14 protein-coding genes are annotated in these 21,363 nt (G+C 71.8%); 10 read left to right on the top strand and 4 right to left on the bottom strand.

The genetic code is table 11. The features are described from left to right. Positions 1-195 precede the first annotated feature (195 nt). Both ACZ41I_RS25615 and ACZ41I_RS25610 read left to right on the top strand, forming a co-directional pair. Entirely contained in the window at positions 196-3,237 is a 3,042-nt protein-coding gene (locus ACZ41I_RS25615) for a helix-turn-helix transcriptional regulator (protein WP_399771070.1), read from the top strand. Between the two features lie 49 nt (positions 3,238-3,286). Next, on the top strand, positions 3,287-3,508 hold the full coding sequence (locus ACZ41I_RS25610) for a DUF6191 domain-containing protein (protein ID WP_399770624.1): 222 nt from the start codon (positions 3,287-3,289) through the stop codon (positions 3,506-3,508). A gap of 22 nt (positions 3,509-3,530) precedes the next feature. Here ACZ41I_RS25610 and ACZ41I_RS25605 read toward each other — a convergent pair whose 3' ends face one another. Together ACZ41I_RS25605 and ACZ41I_RS25600 are read right to left on the bottom strand one after the other, a co-directional pair. Beyond that, entirely contained in the window at positions 3,531-4,679 is a 1,149-nt protein-coding gene (locus tag ACZ41I_RS25605) for a PQQ-dependent sugar dehydrogenase (RefSeq protein ID WP_468326346.1), read from the bottom strand. 98 nt (positions 4,680-4,777) lie between these two features. Continuing rightward, positions 4,778-5,776, bottom strand: coding sequence for an aldo/keto reductase (locus ACZ41I_RS25600; RefSeq protein ID WP_399770629.1), 999 nt, complete (start codon positions 5,774-5,776; stop codon positions 4,778-4,780). Positions 5,777-5,851: 75 nt separating this feature from the next. Here ACZ41I_RS25600 and ACZ41I_RS25595 point away from each other — a divergent pair, with 75 nt between their 5' ends. From ACZ41I_RS25595 to serA, 6 genes are all read left to right on the top strand, one after another. Then, a complete protein-coding gene (locus ACZ41I_RS25595) occupies positions 5,852-6,805 on the top strand; it encodes a 2-hydroxyacid dehydrogenase (RefSeq protein WP_468515124.1) in 954 nt (317 codons plus the stop codon). A gap of 386 nt (positions 6,806-7,191) precedes the next feature. Then, positions 7,192-10,215 (top strand): putative bifunctional diguanylate cyclase/phosphodiesterase, encoded by a 3,024-nt coding sequence (locus tag ACZ41I_RS25590; RefSeq protein ID WP_468515123.1) that lies wholly within the window; start codon positions 7,192-7,194, stop codon positions 10,213-10,215. Between the two features lie 353 nt (positions 10,216-10,568). Next, complete coding sequence (locus tag ACZ41I_RS25585; protein ID WP_468326340.1) at positions 10,569-12,416, top strand: acetolactate synthase large subunit; 1,848 nt, start codon at positions 10,569-10,571, stop codon at positions 12,414-12,416. A gap of 21 nt (positions 12,417-12,437) precedes the next feature. Beyond that, positions 12,438-12,962: an acetolactate synthase small subunit gene (gene ilvN / locus ACZ41I_RS25580; protein ID WP_225837846.1), complete on the top strand. Its 525-nt coding sequence runs from the start codon at positions 12,438-12,440 to the stop codon at positions 12,960-12,962. A gap of 110 nt (positions 12,963-13,072) precedes the next feature. Next, positions 13,073-14,071 carry a ketol-acid reductoisomerase gene (gene ilvC / locus ACZ41I_RS25575; RefSeq protein WP_363220291.1) on the top strand — a complete coding sequence of 333 codons (999 nt, stop codon included), beginning with the start codon at positions 13,073-13,075 and terminating at the stop codon, positions 14,069-14,071. A 252-nt stretch (positions 14,072-14,323) separates the two neighbouring features. After that, on the top strand, positions 14,324-15,913 hold the full coding sequence (gene serA / locus ACZ41I_RS25570; protein WP_363220290.1) for a phosphoglycerate dehydrogenase: 1,590 nt from the start codon (positions 14,324-14,326) through the stop codon (positions 15,911-15,913). A gap of 61 nt (positions 15,914-15,974) precedes the next feature. Here the strand turns inward: serA and ACZ41I_RS25565 are convergent, their stop codons facing one another. After that, complete coding sequence (locus ACZ41I_RS25565; RefSeq protein ID WP_468515122.1) at positions 15,975-17,513, bottom strand: MFS transporter; 1,539 nt, start codon at positions 17,511-17,513, stop codon at positions 15,975-15,977. 97 nt (positions 17,514-17,610) lie between these two features. Here ACZ41I_RS25565 and ACZ41I_RS25560 point away from each other — a divergent pair, with 97 nt between their 5' ends. Next, complete coding sequence (locus tag ACZ41I_RS25560; RefSeq protein WP_399770642.1) at positions 17,611-18,195, top strand: TetR/AcrR family transcriptional regulator; 585 nt, start codon at positions 17,611-17,613, stop codon at positions 18,193-18,195. A gap of 156 nt (positions 18,196-18,351) precedes the next feature. Continuing rightward, complete coding sequence (locus ACZ41I_RS25555) at positions 18,352-20,079, top strand: FAD-dependent monooxygenase (RefSeq protein ID WP_468515121.1); 1,728 nt, start codon at positions 18,352-18,354, stop codon at positions 20,077-20,079. A 21-nt stretch (positions 20,080-20,100) separates the two neighbouring features. On the opposite strand, the gene ACZ41I_RS25550 is transcribed toward ACZ41I_RS25555, so the two are convergent. After that, positions 20,101-21,333 (bottom strand): PucR family transcriptional regulator, encoded by a 1,233-nt coding sequence (locus ACZ41I_RS25550; protein ID WP_468515120.1) that lies wholly within the window; start codon positions 21,331-21,333, stop codon positions 20,101-20,103. Between the last annotated feature and the right edge of the window lie 30 nt (positions 21,334-21,363).

The raw sequence follows: 21,363 nt of genomic DNA, 5'->3' as shown, positions 1-21,363 counted from the left end.
CCGACGGACCGGGCCGGGACGGAGGGTGGCCGCACGGGGGTCGGCCGCCTCCCGGACCGTACGGACGAGGGTCGTACGACTGCCCACCCCAGTCGTACGACCCTCCCGTCCGTTCCTACGACCCGCCCGGCCACCGGTACGACGATCGCACCGGAACTGTGGAAAACGGGTGCCGTGCCGTCCGGACCTCATGCGATGCTCGGGCCCGTGGAAACCAGGTCCGTCAGTCCCGTGTTCGTCGGCCGCACCGAAGAGCTGGACACCCTGAACGACGCGCTCGCCCGTGCCCGCGCCGGCGAGCCACAGGCGCTGCTGCTCGGCGGCGAGGCCGGGGTCGGAAAGACCCGCCTCGTCGAGGAGTTCGCCACGGCCGCCGGCCGGCACGCGGTCGTCGCCGTCGGCGGCTGTGTGGAGATCGGCGCCGACGGGCTGCCGTTCGCACCCTTCTCCACCGCGCTGCGCGCCCTGCGCGACACCCTGCCCGAGGAGTTCACCGCCGCAGCGCGCGGCCAGGAGGAGGAACTGGCCCGCCTCCTGCCCGACCTCGGCGAGGCCGGCGCCGGCCGCCACGACGAGCAGGGCATGGCCCGCCTGTTCGAACTCACCGCCCGGCTGCTCGAACGGATCGCCGCCGAGCACACCGTCGTGCTCGTCCTGGAAGACCTGCACTGGGCCGACGCCTCCACCCGCCACCTCCTCGCCTACCTCTTCCGCACCCTGCGCGCCGGCCGGCTCCTGGTCCTCGCCAGCTACCGCTCCGACGACATCCACCGCCGCCACCCGCTGCGCCCCCTGCTCGCCGAACTCGACCGGCTGCGCACCGTCCGCCGCATCGAACTCGGCCGCTTCACCCGTGAGGAGGTCGGCCGCCAGATCGCCGGCATCCTCGCCGCCGAACCCGCCCCCGCCCAGGTGGACGAGATCTTCGAACGCTCCGACGGCAACGCCTTCTTCGTCGAGGAACTCGCCGTCGCCGGCTGCGACGGCTGCCGCGCCGGGCTCACCGACTCCCTGCGCGACCTGCTCCTGGTCCGGGTCGAGACGCTGCCCGACAGCGCCCAGCGGGTCGCCCGGGTCGTCGCCGAGGGCGGCTCCACCGTGGAGTACCGGCTGATCGCCGCCGTCGCCCAGCTCGGCGAGGACGATCTCATCGAGGCGCTGCGAGCCGCCGTCGGCGCCAACATCCTCGCCGTCACGCGGGCCGGCGACGGCTACCGCTTCCGCCACTCCCTGGTCCGTGAGGCCGTCGCCGACGATCTGCTGCCCGGCGAACGCTCCCGGCTCAACCGCCGCTACGCCGAAGCCCTGGAGGCCGACCCCACGCTCGTCCCGGCCGACGCGCGCGTGATGCGCCTGGCCAGCTACTGGTACCACGCCCATGACGCCGCCAAGGCCCTGCCCGCCGTCCTGGACGCCTCCGTCGTGGCCCGCCGCAGGCACGCCTACACCGAGCAGCTCAGGCTCCTCGAACGGGCGATGGAGCTGTGGGACGGCGTCCCCGAGGAGGTGCGCTCCGCCCTGCGCCCGGTCGACTACACCGAGGTCTACCCTCCGTGCGGCTGCGACCCCGCCACCACGCCGCTGCGCTATCTCGACCTGATGGCCGAGGCCGCCGTCGCCGGCCGCTTCGGCGGCGAACGCGAACGCGCCCTGAAGATCACCAAACGGGCGCTGCGCCTCCTGGAGGAGGAGCCGGACCCCCTGCGCTCCGCCTGGTTCTGGGTGCAGCGCTCCCGGCTCGTCCAGTCCCAGGCCCGCGGTGACGGATGGCAGGAACTGGCCACCGCCCAGGACCTGGTGCGCGGCCTGCCTCCGTCCGAGGTGCACGCCGAGGTGCTGGCCCTCGCCGCCAACTGGTCCATGCTGCACCGGCCCGGCCCCGAAGCCTTCGCCGCCGCCGAGCGGGCCGTGGAGTACGCGCGCATGGTCGGCTCCCGCGACATCGAACTGCACGCCCGCCTCACCCTCGGCGGCCTCAAGGCGGATGCGGGCGATCCCGAGGCCGGCCTGGCGGAGATGCGGCAGGTACTGCGGGACACCCTCGCGGAGGGCGTGCACGACGTCGCGGGCCGTGCCTATGTGAACCTGCCCTCCAAGCTGCAGGGCATCGGCCGGGACCGGGAGGCAGCCGCCCTCCTGCGCGAGGGCATCGCCTTCGCCCGCGCCCACGGGCTGTCGGACTCCGAGGCCTATATGCAGGGCAACCTGTCCGCGTCCCTCCATGCGCTCGGCCATTGGACGGAGGCCGCCGAAGCCGCCACCCACGCGACTGAGGTCCGCCGCAGCGCCAACCCCCCCGGCGCAGGCGCCCTGCGCCTGGCCCACCTCGCCCTGGCCCGCGGCGACTTGCCCGAGGCCGGCCGGCACCTCGCCGCCGCCCGCGCCCACTTCGGTGCCCACGACTCCATACCCCAGCACTCCCTGCCCCTGGCCCAGGTCGCCCTCGACATCGCCGCCGAGGAGGGCCGCATCGACGACGCCCGAGCCGAACTGCTCCGCGCCCTGGACGACGGTTTCCCGCCCGGAACCCACCGCCACGGCTGGCCGCTGCTGCGGGCCGCCGCCACCGTGGAGGCCGAGGCCCGCGCCCTGCCCGCCGCCCAGCCGCGCCGTGCCGAGATCCTCGACCGCCTCCGCGAGGCCGTACGCACACTCACCACCGACGCCCCGCTCTGGCAGGCCTACGAGCAGTGGACCCGCGCCGAAATCCGCCGCGCCCAGGGCGCCGACACCCCCGACGACTGGTCCCCGGTGGTCACCGCCTTCGAGTGCCTGGACCGTCCCTACGAACTCGCCCGGGTCCGCCACCGCCTCGCCGGAGCCCTCCTGGCCGACGGCGGCGACGACGAACGCGACCGCGCGGCCGAACTGCTCCGGCTGGCCGGGGCGGTCGCCGCCCACCTCGACGCCCGGTCCCTCGCCGACGCCGTCACCCGGCTCGCCCAGCGCGCCCGCCTCGTCCTGACCCGCGCCCCACGGCAGGCCCTCGGCCCCGCCGACCCGGCCGAGGCCCTCGGACTCACCAGCCGGGAGCGGGACGTCCTTCGCCTGGTCTCGGCCGGCCGCACCAACCGTCAGATCGCCGAGGAACTGTTCATCTCCCCGAAGACCGCGAGCGTCCACGTCTCCAACATCCTGAGCAAGCTCGGCGTCTCGGGCCGGGGGGAGGCGGCCGCGGTGGCGCATCGGCTGGGCCTGTTCCCGGCCGAGACGCTCGCTGCCGGACCGACGGGCTGAGACCTACGCTGGAGAAAGCCGTGGCGGGAGAAAAACGGGGGGAGAAGCCGTGTTCAACGCCTTCGAGGAACTGTTCGCACCCGGCCGCAAACACACCCGGGACGAACAGAACCGGCTGGAGCTGACCCGCGAGGACGTCGGCGACAACGATCCCGGCCGAGGCCCCATCGACCTGTCGTCCGGGAAGGCCGTCATACGACTCCCGGAACCGCCGCCGGCCGCGGCGGAGCCGGAGGGGAGGCCGGAAGGAGGACCTGAAGAAGAGGCGTGAGCGGTGCAGCGAGTGCCGAGCGCTAGCCCACCTCCACCTCCAGCACTCGGTCGTCCCCCTTCCTCGGCCGCCCGCGGCCGTCCGTGTTGCTCGTCACCAGCCACACCTTGTCGCCGCCCGCCGCGACCACCGTCCGCAGCCGGCCGTACGTCCCGGTGAGGAACGCCTGCGGTGCCGCCGAGGCCTCCGTGCCCCGCAGCGGGATGCGCCACAGACGCTGACCCTTCAGTGCGGCCATCCAGATCACGCCCTTCACATACGCGATGCCGCTGGGGGAGGCGTCGTCGGTGTGCCACTGGGCGATCGGGTTCTGGAAGGCGGCATCGGAGGACCTGCCCTCGGCCTTCGGCCAGCCGTAGTTCCCGCCCGGCTTGATCGCGTTCAGCTCGTCCCAGGTGTCCTGGCCGAACTCCGAGGCGAACAGGCGCTGTTTGTCGTCCCAGGCCAGGCCCTGGACGTTGCGGTGGCCGTACGAGTACACCGGCGAGTCGGGGAAGGGGTTGCCCGGAGCCGGTTCGCCCTCCGGGGTCAGGCGCAGGATCTTGCCGCCCAGGGACTTCTCGTCCTGGGCCAGACCCCGCTCGCCGCTCTCACCGGTGCCGGCGTACAGCATGCCGTCCGGGCCGAAGGCGATCCGCCCGCCGTTGTGGATGAATCCCTTGGGAATGCCCTTGAACACCGTGTCCGGGGCGCCCAGTTGCTCACCGGCCGGCTTTCGCTCGTCGTACAGCATGCGGACGATGCGGTTGTCCGAGGCGGAGGTGAAGTAGGCGTAGATCATGTGGTCCGAGGCGTAGTCGGGGGACAGGGCGATGCCGAGCAGGCCGCCCTCGCCGGCCGGGGAGACACCGGAGACCTTGCCCAGCTCGGTCCTGCGGCCCGTCTTCTCGTCGATGCGGGTGAGCGTCCCGTCGTCGCGGGAGGAGACCAGCAGACCGCCGTCGGGCAACGGGGCCAGCCCCCACGGTGTCTTCAGGCCCTCGGCCACGGTGCGCAGCACCTTCACCGAGCCCTTGGCCGGCGGGGCCGACTCGGTGGCTCGGCCGGAGGGGAGCGTGCCCGATGCCGTACCCGTCGGTGTCGTCCGTCCGGCGCCGCCCGGTGAGCCCCCTCCGTCGGAGGAGCAGCCGGCCGTCAGCAGGAGGGCGGTCACGGCCAACACGGCCGGCACAGCTCGACGTTGCACGATCATGGTCCCTTCGAGGCGGTGGTCCCACAGCAGGTGCTGTCTCTCATACACCGCCCAGCTTCCCTCAGGCGCTCAGACCCTCAGTCCCACGACCCCCGTGCCGCCGGCAGGCCGGACATCTCCGACAGGTCCTGCTCGGTCAGGTGCAGGTCGGCGGACGCCGCGTTCTGCGTGGCCCAGCATTCCTGTTTCGTGCCCGGGAGGGCGATCACATGGCGGCCCTGGGCCAGGACCCAGGCCAGGGCGACCTGGGCCGGGGTGACGTGCTCGCCGTGGCGGCGGGCGATGCGGCGCAGGCCCGCGACGATCGGCTGGTTGGCCGCCATCATCTCCGCCGTGAAACGGGGATGCCGAGCGCGCAGGTCGTCCGGTTCGAAGCCCTCGCCCGGCCTCAGCGTGCCGGTCAGGTAGCCGTTGCCCAGCGGCATCGCCGCGAGGAAACCCACACCCCGGGCTTCGCACCACGGCAGCAGCGCCTGCAGCGCCTCCGGCGACCACACCGACAGCTCCGCCTCCACCGCGGCCACCGGGAACACCTGCTGCACCCGCTGCAGCTGGCGCAGCGTCCCGTCGTACAGCCCGGCCCCCGAGCGGCGGCCACCGCGCGCCCCCACCGCGCACAGGCCCAGCGCCCTCACCTTGCCCGCCCGCACGAGGTCCGCCATCGCCCCCCAGGTCTCCTCGACGGGGACCTCGGGGTCGGCACGGTGCAGCTGGTAGAGGTCGATCACGTCCGTCTGCAGCCGCCGCAGCGAGGCGTCGCAGGCCCGCCTCACGTACCCGGGACGGCCGTTGGCCACAATGTGCTGCTCGCCCACCAGGAGCCCCACCTTCGTGGACACGAAGGCGTCCGCGCGCCGCTCCTTGAGCACCCGGCCCAGCAGCAGCTCATTGGTGAACGGGCCGTACATGTCGGCTGTGTCGAGGAGGTTCGAGCCCAGGTCCAGCGCCCGGTGCACGGTTCTGAGCGACTCGTCGCCCCGCTGCCGCGACCCGCTGTACGCCCAGCTCATCGGCATGCACCCGAGTCCGACGGCCCCCACCCCGAGCGCCCCCGCGCCGATCGTCCTGCGCTCCACCTGCTCGCGAACCTCCCTCTGCCAGGCCCCCAACCTAACCTCTGCACGCACGCGTACCTGACATAGCCTCCTGCCATGACTGCTGACGTGTGGCTTCCCATGGCGCCGGAGGAGATCGAGGGGCTTCCCGAGGGGCCCCGGTACCTGTTCTGGGACGGGGGCGAGGACGGTGACCAGCCCTTTCCCGGCGACCCGGCGGACTGCATCCTGTACGTGGTGCCGTACATGAAGCGGTGGTCGGTCAAGGTGCGCCCGCTGGAGCTGCTGACCGGCGTGCAGGTCATCCAGACGCTGACGGCCGGCGTCGACGACGTCACCGCGCGGTTGTCGGTCATCCGGCCGGGCGTGCGGCTGTGCAACGCGCGCGGCGTGCACGAGGCGAGCACCGCCGAGCTCGCGCTCACCCTGACCCTCGCCTCCCTGCGCGGCATCCCCGGCTTCGTCCGCGCCCAGCAACGGGAGCGCTGGGAGACCGGGTTCCGTCCCTCGCTCGCGGACAAATCCGTCCTCATCGTCGGATACGGCGCCATCGGCACCGCCATCGAGGACCGGCTCGCGCCCTTCGAGCTCGCGCGGGTGGCGCGCGTGGCGCGCTCCCCGCGCACCACGGCGCGCGGTCCGGTGCACCCGCTCACCGAATTGCCGAAACTGCTCCCACACGCCGATGTCGTGATCCTCTCCACGCCCTTGACCGAGGAGACACGAGGGCTGGTCGACGCCGAATTCCTGGCGAAGATGAAGGACGGGGCGCTGCTCGTGAACGTCGCGCGGGGCCCCGTCGTCGACACCAAGGCGCTGCTCGCGGAACTGGAGAGCGGCCGTATCACCGCCGCCCTGGACGTCACCGATCCCGAGCCGCTGCCGCCCGGGCACCCGCTCTGGCAGGCCCCCGGCGTGCTCATCAGCCCGCATGTGGGCGGGCCCTCCTCGGCCTTCCTGCCCCGCGCGAAGCGGCTGCTCGCCGACCAGCTGACCCGGTTCGTGAACCACGAGCCCCTGCGGAACGTGATCCTTACGACGGGGTCGTAGCACCGCTCCCGGCACCCTCCGCAACCCCTCGGACGCGACGCGTACCGGCATCCTCGCTGGTCGTCACGGAGCGTAGAGAAGCTATGTCCCTGAGTGACGATCCTGGTGTATCGTCCCGACAGGGGCTGCGCCGCAGACCGTTCGGCGCCGGGGATGGACATTTCAGATTCGTGAGGGGGGCGACGGGCGATGCACGGCCTATGGACGAACGATCCGACGCGGCGGAGCCGCCGACGGCGACCCTGGCGCACGGCCACGCGCAGACGCGGCCACCACACCAGCCACCACAGCCATCACCAGCGCAGGCACAACGGGCGCCGGAGGCATGCGCACCCAGCGCAGCGGGACCGTCGGGACGCGGGAGCGGCGCAGACCGGGAGGCCCCGGTGAGTGCGCCGCCCTCCGTGACGACCGCCCTGGACGCAGCGGTGCGTGCCCCCCGCCCGCAGCAGGCGCCGCCGCGCCGGTCGGCCGCCGGCGAGGGCACGCGCGCGATGCAGCAGCTCGTCCTGGCCCTGGTCTGCGCGGCCTACGCCGTCGGGGCCGCGTTCGACTGGGGCGCGGACGAAGTCGCACTGATCATGGGCGACTTCGGGCTGAGCGCGGCGGCCGGCGCCGCCGCCGTCTCGTGCTTCCTGTACGCCCGCAGTCCGCGCGTCCGCTTCCGTTCGGCCTGGCTGCTGTTCTCGCTCTCCTCGGCCATGGCGGCCCTCGGCAACGCGGTGTGGGGGTGGTACGAGGTCGTCCTCGGGCAGCCCGTGCCCAGCCCCAGCTACGCCGACCTGTTCTTCCTGTGCTTCGCGCCGCCCGCCATCGTGGGCCTGCTGGTGCTCGCCAAACGGCCCGTGACCAAGGCCGGCTGGATCTGTCTGGCGCTGGACGCCTGGCTGATCGGCGGCTCGCTGCTCACGCTGTCGTGGAGCCTCGCGCTCGCCCAGGCGGCCCGGTTCGACGGACCGAGCGTGGCGCACACCGCGCTGTCACTGGCGTACCCGCTGCTCGACATCGCGCTCGTCAGCATGGTGCTCGCGCTGCACTTCCGCCGCACCCCGGGCAACCGCACCGCCGTGAACACGGCGATCGGCGCGCTCGCGGTGACCGTGATGTGCGACGCGCTGTTCACCTCGCCGCTGCTGCACAGCAGTTACCGCTCCGGACAGCTGCTGGACGCTGGCTGGTTCGCCGGTTCGCTGCTGCTCGCCTACGCCCCCTGGGCCGCGCCCGGCCGCAAGGGCGCGCAGGAGGCGCACGTACCGGACGGGCACACACGTGTGATCCACGAGCACGTGCCCGGACAGCGCGGCACGGTCCACCACGCCGTGCCCGTGCCCGCCCCGGGAGGTGAACACAGCCGGTATCCGGCCGGCCGCCCGCTGACCGGCTCCATCGCCGCCCTCACCCCGTACCTGGCCGCCGCCGTGTGCACCCTGGGCATCCTGTACAACGTCCTCAACGGCCGCCGACCCGACCACGTCGTGCTGATCACCGCGGGCGCCGTCGTGCTCGCGCTCGTCATCCGGCAGGGCATCATGCTGCTGGACAACATCACCCTCACCCAGGAGCTGGCCCAGAAGGAGAACCACTTCCGTTCCCTGGTGCAGGGCTCCAGCGACGTCATCATGATCGCCGCGCCCAACGGCATCCTGCGGTACGTCTCCCCGGCCGCCGCCGGTGTCTACGGCCGGCCCGCGGAGGAACTGGTGGGCAGCGAGCTGGCCGGTCTCATCCACCCGGAGGACCTGGGCTGCGTGGTGCACGAGGTGCGCCGCTTCCTCGCCGCGAGCCCGTTGGAGGAGCCCACCACCCGCATCGAGTGCCGCTTCCGGTCCGGCGACGGCGGCTGGCTCAATGTGGAGTCGACGGTCAACCGCCACCACGGCGGACTGATCTTCAACAGCCGGGACGTGACCGAAAGAGTACGGCTACAGGCGCAGTTGCAGCACAACGCCGAGCACGACCCGCTGACCGACCTGCCCAACCGCGCGCTGTTCACCCGGCGCGTGCAGCAGGCCCTGTCCGGCCGCCGGGCCACCGACCGGGGCACCGCCCTGCGCAACACGGCGGTGCTCTTCATCGACCTGGACGGCTTCAAGGCCGTCAACGACACGATCGGGCACCAGGCCGGGGACGAGCTGCTCGTCCAGGCCGCCCGCCGGCTCCAGGACGCGGTCCGGCACGGGGACACCGCGTCCCGGCTGGGCGGCGACGAGTTCGCCGCCCTGATCGTCGGCGACGGCACCCGTGACCGCGCCGCCCGGGAGCGGAACATCCTGGAACTCGCCGACCGTCTCAGGGTGACCCTCTCCCAGCCGTACGCGATCGACGGCCAGGACGTGCGGGTCAACGCCTCCATCGGCGTCGCCTTCGCCGAACCGGGCCTCGGCGCGGGCGAGCTGCTGCGCAACGCCGACCTCGCGATGTACCGCGCGAAAGCGGCCGGCAAGGGCCGGGTCGAGCTGTACAAGCCGCAGATGCAGCAGGACGTCGTACGCAAGGCGGAGCTGGCCACCCGGCTGCGTGCCGCGTTGCACGACGGCGAGTTCACGCTGCTGCACCAGCCGGTGGTGTGCCTGGAGAGCGGGCGGATCACTGCCGTCTCGACGCAGGCGCGCTGGCGCTCCTCGCAGGGGGTGCTGTTCACCCCGGCCGAGTTCCTGCGGGTGGCCGAGGACGGCGACAAGACCGCCGAGCTGGACCGCTGGGTGCTGCAGCAGGCCGTCGAGCAGGCCGCCGAGCGGGCCGCGACCGGGCTCGTCGTACCGGTGGCCGTCCGGATGAGCGCCCGGCGGCTGCTGGACCGCTCGATGCCGGTCGGGACGGTGGAGGGGCTGCTGACCCGGCACGGCCTGCCGCCCGGCGCGCTGGTGCTGGAGCTGACCGACACCGATCCGCGTATCTCCCTGGACGAGCTGGAGCGCAGGCTGACCGCGCTCAGCCGGCTCGGGGTGCGGATCGCACTGGACGGCTTCGGCAGTGGCCATGCCGCCATCACGGCGCTCAGAAGGCTCCCGGTGGACGTGCTGAAACTCGACCGCAGTCTGGTCGAGGGGGTCGTGGAGTCCCCGCGGCTGCACAAGATCACCAGCGGTCTGCTGCGGATCGCCGGCGATCTCGGGCTGCAGTCCGTGGCCGAGGGCGTGGACCTGCCGGAGCAGGTCGTGGCACTCCGGGCGATGGGCTGTACGCACGGGCAGGGCATGGCGTTCGCGGGGCCGCTGGACGAGTACCGGCTGCGCCGGGCGCTCGGATCCGGGCACTATCCGGTGCCCCACGCACCGGCCGAACCGGCGTTCGCGGGCGGCGTGCGCGAGCCGCAGGCGCGTGTCGGGGCCGAGGGAGCGGCCGCGCGCAGGCCCGACGGGCTCAGCACGGTCGTGGCCTCGACACCGAGCGGCGCGCCCCGTGGGTGAACGAGCCACGCAGAAGGGCGCGGCGGGTGTACACAGGGAGTGTGCCCGCCGTCTTGGGAGGTGGCAGTGCCCGTCGCTCACATAATGAGACGCCCGTCCCACCCACTTGACACGTGGTGTGTGCCGGGGGGAGGGTCAGTGCCATGCGCACCCGAATTCTCGTACTTGGACAGCGCGTCGGCTGAGCTGGGACCCACCGGAGGACGATCCGGAATGCCCAGCGACCTCACCGGCGCGCTCCCCTCGCTTGCCTTGCGGCACGAGGGGTTTTTTGTTGCACGAGTGCCGCTCGTGCAGCGCTTGAACTCCGTACAAACCTCGCAAAAACCCTCAGCATCGAGAAGAGAATGCCGATGACCGAGCAGGCCACCGGGGCCCATCCGCAGCCGCGGCCCCGATCCGGAGGACAGCAGTCCGCCCCCGTCGAGCACGTCACGGGTGCGCAGTCCCTCATCCGCTCCCTCGAGGAGGTCGGCGCGGACACGGTATTCGGCATTCCCGGCGGTGCGATCCTTCCGGCGTACGACCCCCTGATGGACTCCACCCGGGTCCGTCATGTGCTGGTCCGCCACGAGCAGGGCGCCGGCCACGCTGCCACCGGCTACGCGCAGGCCACCGGCAAGGTCGGCGTCTGCATGGCGACGTCCGGTCCCGGTGCCACCAACCTGGTCACGCCCATCGCCGATGCGCACATGGACTCCGTCCCGCTGGTCGCGATCACCGGCCAGGTCGCCTCCAAGGCGATCGGCACCGACGCCTTCCAGGAAGCGGACATCGTCGGCATCACCATGCCGATCACCAAGCACAACTTCCTGGTCACCAAGGCCGAGGACATCCCGCGGATCATCGCGCAGGCGTTCCACATCGCCTCCACCGGCCGCCCGGGCCCCGTCCTGGTCGACATCTCCAAGGACGCCCTCCAGGCGAAGACCACCTTCTCCTGGCCGCCCACCATGGACCTGCCCGGCTACCGCCCGGTGACCAAGCCGCACGCCAAGCAGATCCGCGAGGCGGCCAAGCTGATCACCTCCGCCAGGCGGCCCGTCCTCTACGTCGGCGGCGGCGTCATCAAGGCGCACGCCACCGCCGAGCTGAAGGTCCTCGCCGAACTCACCGGAGCGCCGGTCACCACCACCCTGATGGCGCTCGGCGCGTTCCCCGACAGCCACCCGCTGCACGTGGGAATGCCGGGCATGCACGGTGCGGTCGCCGCCGTCACCGCGCTGCAGAAGGCCGACCTGATCGTCGCCCTCGGCGCCCGCTTCGACGACCGCGTCACCGGCAAGCTGGACAGCTTCGCCCCGTACGCCAAGATCGTCCACGCCGACATCGACCCGGCGGAGATCGGCAAGAACCGCGCCGCGGACGTGCCGATCGTCGGGGACGCCCGCGAGGTCATCGCCGACCTGGTCCAGGCGGTGCAGAAGGAGCACAGCGAGGGCCACAAGGGCGACTACACCGCCTGGTGGAGCGACCTCAGCCGCTGGCGCGAGACCTACCCGCTCGGCTACGACCAGCCCGAGGACGGCTCGCTGTCCCCGCAGCAGGTCATCGAGCGCATCGGACAGCTCGCCCCGGAGGGCACGATCTACGCGGCGGGCGTCGGCCAGCACCAGATGTGGTCCGCGCACTTCATCCAGTACGAGAAGCCGGCCACCTGGCTGAACTCCGGCGGCGCCGGAACCATGGGCTACGCCGTCCCGGCCGCCATGGGCGCCAAGGCCGGCCGGCCGGAGCGGACCGTCTGGGCGATCGACGGCGACGGCTGCTTCCAGATGACCAACCAGGAACTGACCACCTGCGCGCTGAACAACATCCCGATCAAGGTCGCCATCATCAACAACGGCGCCCTCGGCATGGTCCGCCAGTGGCAGACCCTCTTCTACAACCAGCGCTACTCCAACACCGTGCTGCACAGCGGCCCCGACGACATCAACCCGGAGGCCAAGGGCACCCGCGTGCCGGACTTCGTGAAGCTGTCCGAGGCGATGGGCTGCGTGGGCCTGCGCTGCGAGCGCCCCGAGGACCTGGACAAGGTCATCGAAGAGGCGAACTCCATCAACGACCGCCCGGTCGTCGTCGACTTCATCGTCCACGAGGACGCGATGGTGTGGCCGATGGTCGCCGCCGGCACCTCCAACGACGAGATCATGGCCGCCCGGGACGTCCGCCCCGACTTCGGCGACAACGAAGACGACTGAGCGAGAGAGACGTAAAAGACCATGTCCAAGCACACGCTCTCCGTCCTGGTGGAGAACACCCCGGGCATCCTCGCCCGCATCGCCGCCCTGTTCTCGCGGCGCGGCTTCAACATCGACTCGCTCGCGGTCGGCGTCACCGAGCACCCCGACATCTCCCGCATCACCATCGTGGTGAACGTCGAGGACCTGCCGCTGGAGCAGGTGACCAAGCAGCTCAACAAGCTCGTCAACGTGCTGAAGATCGTGGAGCTGGAGCCCGGACAGGCCGTCCAGCGCGAACTCGTCCTGGTGAAGGTCCGCGCCGACAACGAGACCCGCTCCCAGATCGTGGAGATCGTCCAGCTGTTCCGCGCCAAGACCGTCGACGTCTCCCCGGAGGCCGTCACGATCGAGGCCACCGGATCGAGTGACAAGCTGTCCGCCATGCTCAAGATGCTGGAGCCGTTCGGCATCAAGGAGCTGGTGCAGTCCGGCACCATCGCGATCGGCCGTGGCGCCCGTTCGATCACCGACCGCTCGCTTCGCGCGCTCGACCGAACCGCGTAAGGCTGAATACGGGCGGTCCTTCCGCCCGTATGCCGAGATTCCGAAACTTCCCTTCCCCTCACCGGCATACGGTGGGACGCACAACCTGCACACCAAGGAGAGAACCCAAAGTGGCCGAGCTGTTCTACGACGCTGACGCCGACCTGTCCATCATCCAGGGCCGCAAGGTCGCGGTCATCGGCTACGGCAGCCAGGGCCACGCCCACGCGCTGTCGCTGCGTGACTCCGGTGTCGACGTGCGTGTCGGTCTGCACGAGGGCTCGAAGTCCAAGGCCAAGGCCGAGGAGCAGGGGCTGCGCGTGGTGACGCCCGCGGAGGCCGCCGCCGAGGCCGACGTCATCATGATCCTCGTCCCGGACCCGATCCAGGCCCAGGTCTACGAGGAGTCCATCGCGCCGAACCTGAAGGACGGCGACGCGCTGTTCTTCGGCCATGGCTTCAACATCCGCTTCGGCTTCATCAAGCCCCCGGCCGGCGTGGACGTCTGCATGGTCGCCCCCAAGGGCCCGGGCCACCTGGTCCGCCGTCAGTACGAGGAGGGCCGCGGCGTTCCGTGCATCGCCGCTGTCGAGCAGGACGCCTCCGGCAACGCCTTCGCGCTGGCCCTGTCGTACGCCAAGGGCATCGGCGGCACCCGCGCCGGCGTCATCAAGACGACCTTCACCGAGGAGACCGAGACCGACCTGTTCGGTGAGCAGGCCGTCCTCTGCGGTGGTACGGCCGCGCTGGTCAAGGCGGGCTTCGAGACCCTGACCGAGGCGGGCTACCAGCCGGAGATCGCCTACTTCGAGTGCCTGCACGAGCTGAAGCTGATCGTGGACCTCATGTACGAGGGCGGCCTGGAGAAGATGCGCTGGTCCATCTCCGAGACCGCCGAGTGGGGCGACTACGTCACCGGCCCGCGCATCATCACCGACGCCACCAAGGCCGAGATGAAGAAGGTCCTCGCCGAGATCCAGGACGGCACCTTCGCCACCAACTGGATGGACGAGTACCACGGTGGCCTGAAGAAGTACAACGAGTACAAGCAGCAGGACTCCGAGCACCTGCTGGAGACCACCGGCAAGCAGCTGCGCAAGCTGATGAGCTGGGTGAACGAAGAGGCGTAAGCCTCATGTCAGGGGGTCGGGGCATGCTGCTCCGGCCCCCTGTTCCACAACCGCCGGCAGGGCTACAAAATGGAGTTTCCCGTCCGGGTGATACTTCCGCGGTGGCGCAAAACAGCGGCCGCGGCGCCACTACACTGCTGCACAACATACGCGTCAGGCCCACAGCGTCGTGCGTCTTCCGCGGCTAGCCCCTCCTCCGCCTGCGGCCGTCGGGACGGCCGTCCGCATGCTCTGGACTTGTGAGGACCTCACGTGAGCTCGAAACCTGTCGTACTCATCGCTGAAGAGCTGTCGCCCGCGACCGTGGACGCACTCGGCCCGGACTTCGAGATCCGGCACACCAACGGAGCCGACCGAGCCGAACTGCTCCCCGCCATCGCCGATGTCGACGCGATTCTGATCCGCTCCGCCACCAAGGTCGACGCCGAGGCCATCGCCGCGGCGAAGAAGCTCAAGGTCGTCGCGCGCGCCGGCGTCGGCCTGGACAACGTCGACGTCTCCGCCGCCACCAAGGCCGGCGTGATGGTCGTCAACGCCCCGACCTCCAACATCGTGACCGCCGCCGAGCTGGCCTGCGGTCTGATCCTCGCCTCCGCCCGCAACATCCCGCAGGCCAACGCCGCGCTGAAGAACGGCGAGTGGAAGCGCAGCAAGTACACGGGCGTCGAGCTGGCCGAGAAGACCCTCGGTGTCGTCGGCCTCGGCCGCATCGGCGCCCTGGTCGCCCAGCGCATGTCCGCCTTCGGCATGAAGGTCGTCGCCTACGACCCCTACGTGCAGCCCGCGCGGGCCGCGCAGATGGGTGTCAAGGTGCTGTCCCTGGACGAGCTGCTGGAGGTCTCCGACTTCATCACCGTCCACCTGCCCAAGACCCCCGAGACCCTCGGCCTCATCGGTGACGAGGCGCTGCGCAAGGTCAAGCCGAGCGTGCGCATCGTCAACGCCGCGCGGGGCGGCATCGTCGACGAGGCGGCGCTGTTCGCGGCGCTGAAGGAGGGCCGGGTCGCCGGCGCCGGCCTCGACGTGTACGCCAAGGAGCCGTGCACCGACTCCCCGCTGTTCGAGCTGGACCAGGTCGTCTGCACCCCGCACCTCGGCGCCTCCACCGACGAGGCCCAGGAGAAGGCGGGCATCGCGGTTGCCAAGTCCGTCCGCCTCGCCCTCGCCGGCGAGCTGGTGCCGGACGCGGTCAACGTCCAGGGCGGTGTCATCGCCGAGGACGTCAAGCCCGGCCTGCCGCTCGCCGAACGCCTCGGCCGTATCTTCACCGCGCTGGCCGGCGAGGTCGCGGTCCGCCTCGACGTCGAGGTCTACGGCGAGATCACCCAGCACGACGTGAAGGTGCTGGAGCTGTCCGCGCTCAAGGGTGTCTTCGAGGACGTCGTCGACGAGACCGTGTCGTACGTCAACGCGCCGCTGTTCGCGCAGGAGCGGGGTGTCGAGGTCCGGCTGACCACCAGCTCCGAGTCGGCCGAGCACCGCAACGTGGTCACCGTGCGCGGCACGCTCGCGGACGGCGAGGAGGTCTCGGTCTCCGGCACGCTGGCCGGCCCGAAGCACGTCCAGAAGATCGTCGCGGTCGGCGACTACGACGTCGACCTCGCGCTCGCCGACCACATGGTCGTCCTGCGCTACGAGGACCGTCCCGGTGTCGTCGGCACCGTCGGCCGCATCCTCGGCGAGGCGGGCATCAACATCGCCGGCATGCAGGTCGCCCGTGCGGCGGTGGGCGGCGAGGCCCTGGCGGTGCTCACCGTCGACGACACGGTCTCCGCCGGTGTGCTGGCCGAGGTGGCTTCCGAGATCGGTGCGACGTCCGCCCGCTCGGTGAACCTGGTCTGACGCAGCAGCGAAACGCCGGGCGGGCTGACTTCCGTCAGCCCGCCCGGCGTTTTTCCATGCCCTACTTCTCCTCCCCGGCCCCGATCCTCCGCAGGCTCACCGCCGCCCCGACCGCCGCCAGCGCCACCACCAGCGCACCGGCGATCGCCGCACCCTGCATCCCGCTGGTGAACGCCTCGCGGGCCGTGGTGAGGAGGGACTCACCGGCCCGGCCGGGCAGGTGGGCGGCCGTGGCGAGGGCGTCCCCGAGGGTCTCGCGGGCACCCGCCGGAGCGGTGGACGGCATCTCGTGGCGGTAGACCGCCGTACCGATGGAGCCGAGGACCGCCATGCCGAGCGCGCCGCCGAACTCGGTACCGGTCTCCAGCAGGGAGGAGACCGAGCCCGCCCGCTCCACGGGCGCGCTGCTCATGGCCAGGTCGACCAGCTGGGACGTGATCGCGACCATCCCGCAGGCGAGGACGCCGGCCCCGGCCAGCACCAGCCACAGCGAGTCGGTGCCGATCAAGGCCATCATCGAGTATCCGGCCGCCATGGCCGCGAAGCCGCCGGCGACGACGTACGCCCGGTTGACGCCCCGCTGGACGAGCTGAGCGGTGACCGGGCCGGCGAGTCCGATGAACACCGAGGGCAGCAGGCTCCACAGGGCCGCCGCCAGCGGGCTCTTGCCGAGGACCGCCTGCAGGTACTGCGTGGTGAAAATGGCCGAGCCCATCATGGCGAGGGCGGCGACGAGGTTCAGGACCAGCGCTGGGGCGAAGCCGCGGCCCTTCAGCAGGGCCGGCGGGATCAGCGGCGAGGCGGCCGTGCGCTGCCGGTGGACGAACAGGGCCGCGAAGAGCAGGCCGACGGCGATGGAGACCACGTACAGCGGGTGCCAGCCCTCGGACGGGATCTCCTTCAGGCCGTAGATCACGGGGAGCACGGCGGCCATCGACAGCGGGACGCTCAGCCAGTCGAAACGCCCGGGGTTCGGGTCCTTGGACTCCGGCAGGAGCACCGGTCCGAGGAGCAGGAGCAGCACCATCGCGGGCAGGTTGACCAGGAAGACCGAGCCCCACCAGAAGTGCTCGACGAGGATGCCGCTCATCACCGAGCCGAGGGCGATACCGCCGGTCATCACGCCGGACCACATGCCGATCGCCTTGGCCCGCTGGCCGGGGTCGGTGAACATCGTGCGCACCAGCGCCATCGTGGACGGCATCAGTGTCGCGCCGCCGATGCCGAGGACCGCGCGGGCCGCGATCAGGGTCTCGGCGCTGTTCGCGTAGGCCGCGAGGAGCGAGGCGGCGCCGAAGGCGGCGGCGCCCGTGAGAAGGAGCTTGCGGCGGCCGATGCGGTCGCCGAGGGAGCCCATCGTCATCAGCAGGCCGGCCAGGACGAAGCCGTAGACGTCGAAGATCCACAGCTGCTGGGTGCCGCTCGGGTGCAGGTCGGCGCTGATGGCGGGGGTCGCGAAGTACAGGACCGAGACATCCATGGAGACCAGCAGCAGCGGCAGCATCAGCACGAGGAGAGCGGTCCACTCGCGTCGGCCGGCGCGGGCGGGGGCGATGGTGGGGCCACCGACGGGGGTGGTGGTGCTCGTCGAGTTCGTCATGGCAGTGACTGTACGAGCGTCTTAAACGATTGTCTAGAACAGATGTATAAGTCATCCGTCTAGGACGGCTGTATGGATCGGCGGTAGGGTGGTGCGCATGGGACACCGTGAGGATCTGCTCGAAGGCGCCAAGCGCTGCCTGCTGGAGAAGGGGTTCCTGCGCACGACCGCGCGGGACATCGTCAAGGAGTCGGGCACCAACCTGGCGTCGATCGGCTACCACTACGGGTCGAAGGACGCGCTGCTGGTGCAGGCCTATGTGTCGCTGATCGAGGAGGTGGGTGAAAGCTTCGATCCCGCCATGGGCGGAAAGGTGACGCAGCCGCCGGGTTCGCTGGAACGCTTCCAGGAGGTGTGGGCGAACGTCATCCGGGGCGTCCCCCAGTCGCGGGCCATCTGGATGCTGAGCTACGAACTCATCGCCCAGGGCGACCGGATCCCGGAAGTGCGCAAGCTGCTGGCCGAGGCGCAGGAGGAGGGTCGCTCGGGGCTCGTGTCCCTGTTCAGCGGTATCCCGGAGGCCGACCTCGACCAGAAGGCGGTGGACACCGAGGGCCGCCTCTACCAGACGCTGCTCAACGGCCTCATGGTCCAGTGGCTCTTCGACCCTGACTCGGCGACCACCGCCGAACAGCTGACGGAGGGGCTGCGGCGGGTGATCGCCGGCATCGACAAGGGCTGATCCACCTGCCGCTCCGCAGGGCCGCCCGGCGTCAGCGGCCGGTCGGCGTGCGAAGGCGCAGCTGCGGATGCGCGCCGATGCACGGATTGCGGTGGCCCCACGGGTGGGCGAGATTGGCCTCATGTGCCGGATCCCGCTCCCGGAACCCGGGCCGACATGAGCGTGGCCGAGGCCGAGGAGACCGTACTGATCGTCGGCGGGGGGCCCGTGGGCCTCACCGCCCGGGCGCTGCTGGCACGCTGGGGCGTCCGCACGCTGCTGGTCGAGCGGCATGGCGAGCTGTCGCCGTTTCCCCGGTCCAGGCTGGTCAATGTGCGGTCGATGGAGATCTTCCGCAGTCTCGGCCTCGCCGGGCAGATCACGGCCAGGGCTTTCCCGCCGGAGTACGGCCGCGTCCGCTTCCGGGACACCCTGCGCGACCGCGACTTCGCCGCGGCGGCGATGGCCGGGGTGCACGCGCCGGTGCCCGAGAGCCCCGTGACCGGCGTGGTCACCTCCCAGGACCGGCTGGAACCCGTGCTGCTCGGCGCGGCGGACACGCCGGTGCGGTTCGGGGTCGAACTGGTCGGCCTGGCCGAAGAGGACAGCACGGTCGTCGCCCGCCTCGCCGACCGCCGCTCCGGGCAGGAGACGCGGGTCCGGGCCCCCTACGTCCTCGCCGCCGACGGAGCGAACTCCACCGTGCGGCAGCTGCTGGGCATCGGCACCGCCGGACCCGGCGCGCTGGGAAAGGTCACCACCGTCGTGTTCGACGCCGACCTCGACCGCTGGTGTGCCGGGCAGCCCGCCGGGGTCTACTTCACCGCGCACGGGTCGTTCATGCCGCTGTATCCCGAGGGCGGCTGGGCCTGGTTCGGTCCCACCCCCGAGGACGGCGCGCACACCGACTGGCACGAGCTCGTCGCGCGGGCCCTCGGCCCCGGTGCCGACGTACGGCACACGGTGCTGCGGGTCCAGCACTGGGTGATGAACGCCTTCGTCGCCGAACGCCTGCGGCACGGCCGGGTCCTGCTGGCCGGCGACGCCGTGCACGCGGTCCCCGTCATCGGCGGCCTGGGCATGAACGCCGGCCTTGCCGATGTGCACAACCTGTGCTGGAAACTCGCCGGCGTGCTGCAGGGGTGGGCCGGACCGAGCCTGCTGGACACCTACGAGACGGAACGGCAGCCCGTCGCCCGACTGACGCTCCGCCAAGCGGTGGCCAACGCCCAGCTGCTGCGTACCGCGCAAAGCCGGCGGCGGGAGCAGCTGCAGGCGGGGGGCAAGGCGGCGCACCGGGTCGAACTGCCCTGGTCCGACCGGCACTTCGCACAACTCGGCCTGGTGCTCGGCGTCACCTACCGCTCCACAGCCGTCCTCGCCGACGACCACACCCGTCCCGAGCCACCTGTCGATCCACGCGTGCACGCCTCTTCGCGGGCGGATGCCGATTTGGCCACGGACGCCCACCCCGCCACGAATCCCCACCCCGCCACGAATCCCCGCTCCGCCACGAATCCCCACCCCGCCACGGAGGCCCGCTCCGACGCGGAAGCCGTTCCCGGCATGGAGGCCCTCCCCGCCACGGATTACGTGCCCACCCCGCAGCCAGGTCACCGCATGCCCCATCTACCGCTCACCCCCGGCCGTTCCACGCTCGACGCCCTCGGTGAGTGGTTCACCCTGTTCACCCCCGACACGGCGGCCTGGGCTCCGCGCGCCGCCGCGCCCTGGCCGCTGCGTGTCGAGGCCCTGCCGCAGGGGTCCGCGGAGGGCCTCGGGCTCGGTCCGGGCGGCGCTCTGCTCGTCCGGCCGGACGGTCACATCGCCGCCCGGTGGACCGACGGCCCGCCGGCCCCGGCCACCCTCTTCGAGGCCCTCGCCGCTCTCAACGGCCGCCCCTGACGCCCGGGACGCCCCGGCCGGCTACAGCCGCGCCCGCTTCAGCGCCATGTGCAGCAGCAGCCGGTCCTCGCCGTCGTCCAGGTCCAGGCCGGTCAGCTGCTCGACCCGGGACAGGCGGTAGTAGAGAGTCTGCCGGTGGATGCCCAGTTCGGCGGCCGTGCGGCCGGCCTGGCCCGCGCAGTCGAGATAGACCTCCGCGGTGCGGGCCAGCTCGCGGTGGGCGGCCGAGAGCAGCGGGCCGACCACGACGTCGTGCGCGGCCTCGGGCGGCAGTGCGGTCAGCAGCCGGTACGGCCCGATGTGCGCCCACTGGGCGACGGGTCCGAACCGCGGCTCGGCCAGCGCGGCGCGCGCCGCGGCGGCGGCCTCCTGCCACACCGTCCCCAGGTCGGTGAGACCCACGCGGGGCTCACCGACCCCGGCGGCACACCCGGCCCCGCGCGCCGCGCCGCCCGACGCCCCGTGAGCCTCCCCGGCCTCCTTCAGCACCCGCGTGGCAGCCGCCAGCGCGGGCGTGGCCGTCCCCGTGGTCCGCAGTCGCACCAGCAGCGCCAGGCTCTGCTCCGACGCCCCCCACGGCAGCGTGCACAGTGCCGTGGTGTGCGGGATCGTACGGGCGGCCGGGGCGTCGTCCGGGTCGGCCGACGGCCAGGGGGCGATGCACGCCAGGGTGACGGGGCCGTCCGCGCGGGCGCCGAGTGCGGTGCGCAGCTCGGCCACCGCCATGTCCCGCTGCCAGCCGCTTTCCGCGGTGAGCACCGACCGCAGCTCCCGGCTCAGCCCGGCCCCGGCCTCCGCCTCGTCCGCGAGCAGCGCGCCGATCCGGCCCGCCACCTGCATCGCCGCGGCCAGCTGCGCGTCCGTCGGTCCCGGTTCGATCTCCAGCAGCCACACGTAGCCGAGGACGACACCCCGATGGCGTACGGGGAGGCAGATCCGGCCGCGGTACACCCCGGCCTCCGGGCTCGCCGGGATCCGTACGGGGCCGGTCGCGCGGGTGATGCCGAAGCCCTCGAACCATGTCCGGACCGTCGCCGTGGAGCGCCGGGTCAGGATCGAACGGGTGCGCACGGGGTCCAGCGCGGAGGGATCCAGCTCGCCCTCACTGTCGTACGCGCCGAAGGCGATCAGCTCGAAGTCGCGGTTCTCCAGGGTCGCCGGGACGCCCAGCAGCTCCGAGATCTCGTCCACCAGCTCCTGGTAGTCACCCTTGAAAGCCTTGAAATCCGCCGCCACTCGGGCATTCTCCCTCATTTTCCGGCTGCCTTCATACATCTGTCTGAG

The sequence above is a fragment of the Streptomyces sp. NPDC030799 genome, assembly GCF_055572255.1.
This window is presented reverse-complemented; position numbering and strand designations above follow the sequence as displayed.

What these genes read in the sequence shown, in the direction of transcription:
- ACZ41I_RS25550 (WP_468515120.1), bottom strand. Translation starts at nt 21,333, where the DNA reads ATGAGGGAGAATGCCCGAGTGGCGGCGGATTTCAAGGCTTTCAAGGGT.
- ilvN (WP_225837846.1), top strand. Translation starts at nt 12,438, where the DNA reads ATGTCCAAGCACACGCTCTCCGTCCTGGTGGAGAACACCCCGGGCATC.
- ACZ41I_RS25560 (WP_399770642.1), top strand. Translation starts at nt 17,611, where the DNA reads ATGGGACACCGTGAGGATCTGCTCGAAGGCGCCAAGCGCTGCCTGCTG.
- ACZ41I_RS25565 (WP_468515122.1), bottom strand. Translation starts at nt 17,513, where the DNA reads ATGACGAACTCGACGAGCACCACCACCCCCGTCGGTGGCCCCACCATC.
- ACZ41I_RS25615 (WP_399771070.1), top strand. Translation starts at nt 196, where the DNA reads ATGCTCGGGCCCGTGGAAACCAGGTCCGTCAGTCCCGTGTTCGTCGGC.
- ACZ41I_RS25585 (WP_468326340.1), top strand. Translation starts at nt 10,569, where the DNA reads ATGACCGAGCAGGCCACCGGGGCCCATCCGCAGCCGCGGCCCCGATCC.
- ACZ41I_RS25595 (WP_468515124.1), top strand. Translation starts at nt 5,852, where the DNA reads ATGACTGCTGACGTGTGGCTTCCCATGGCGCCGGAGGAGATCGAGGGG.
- ACZ41I_RS25555 (WP_468515121.1), top strand. Translation starts at nt 18,352, where the DNA reads ATGAGCGTGGCCGAGGCCGAGGAGACCGTACTGATCGTCGGCGGGGGG.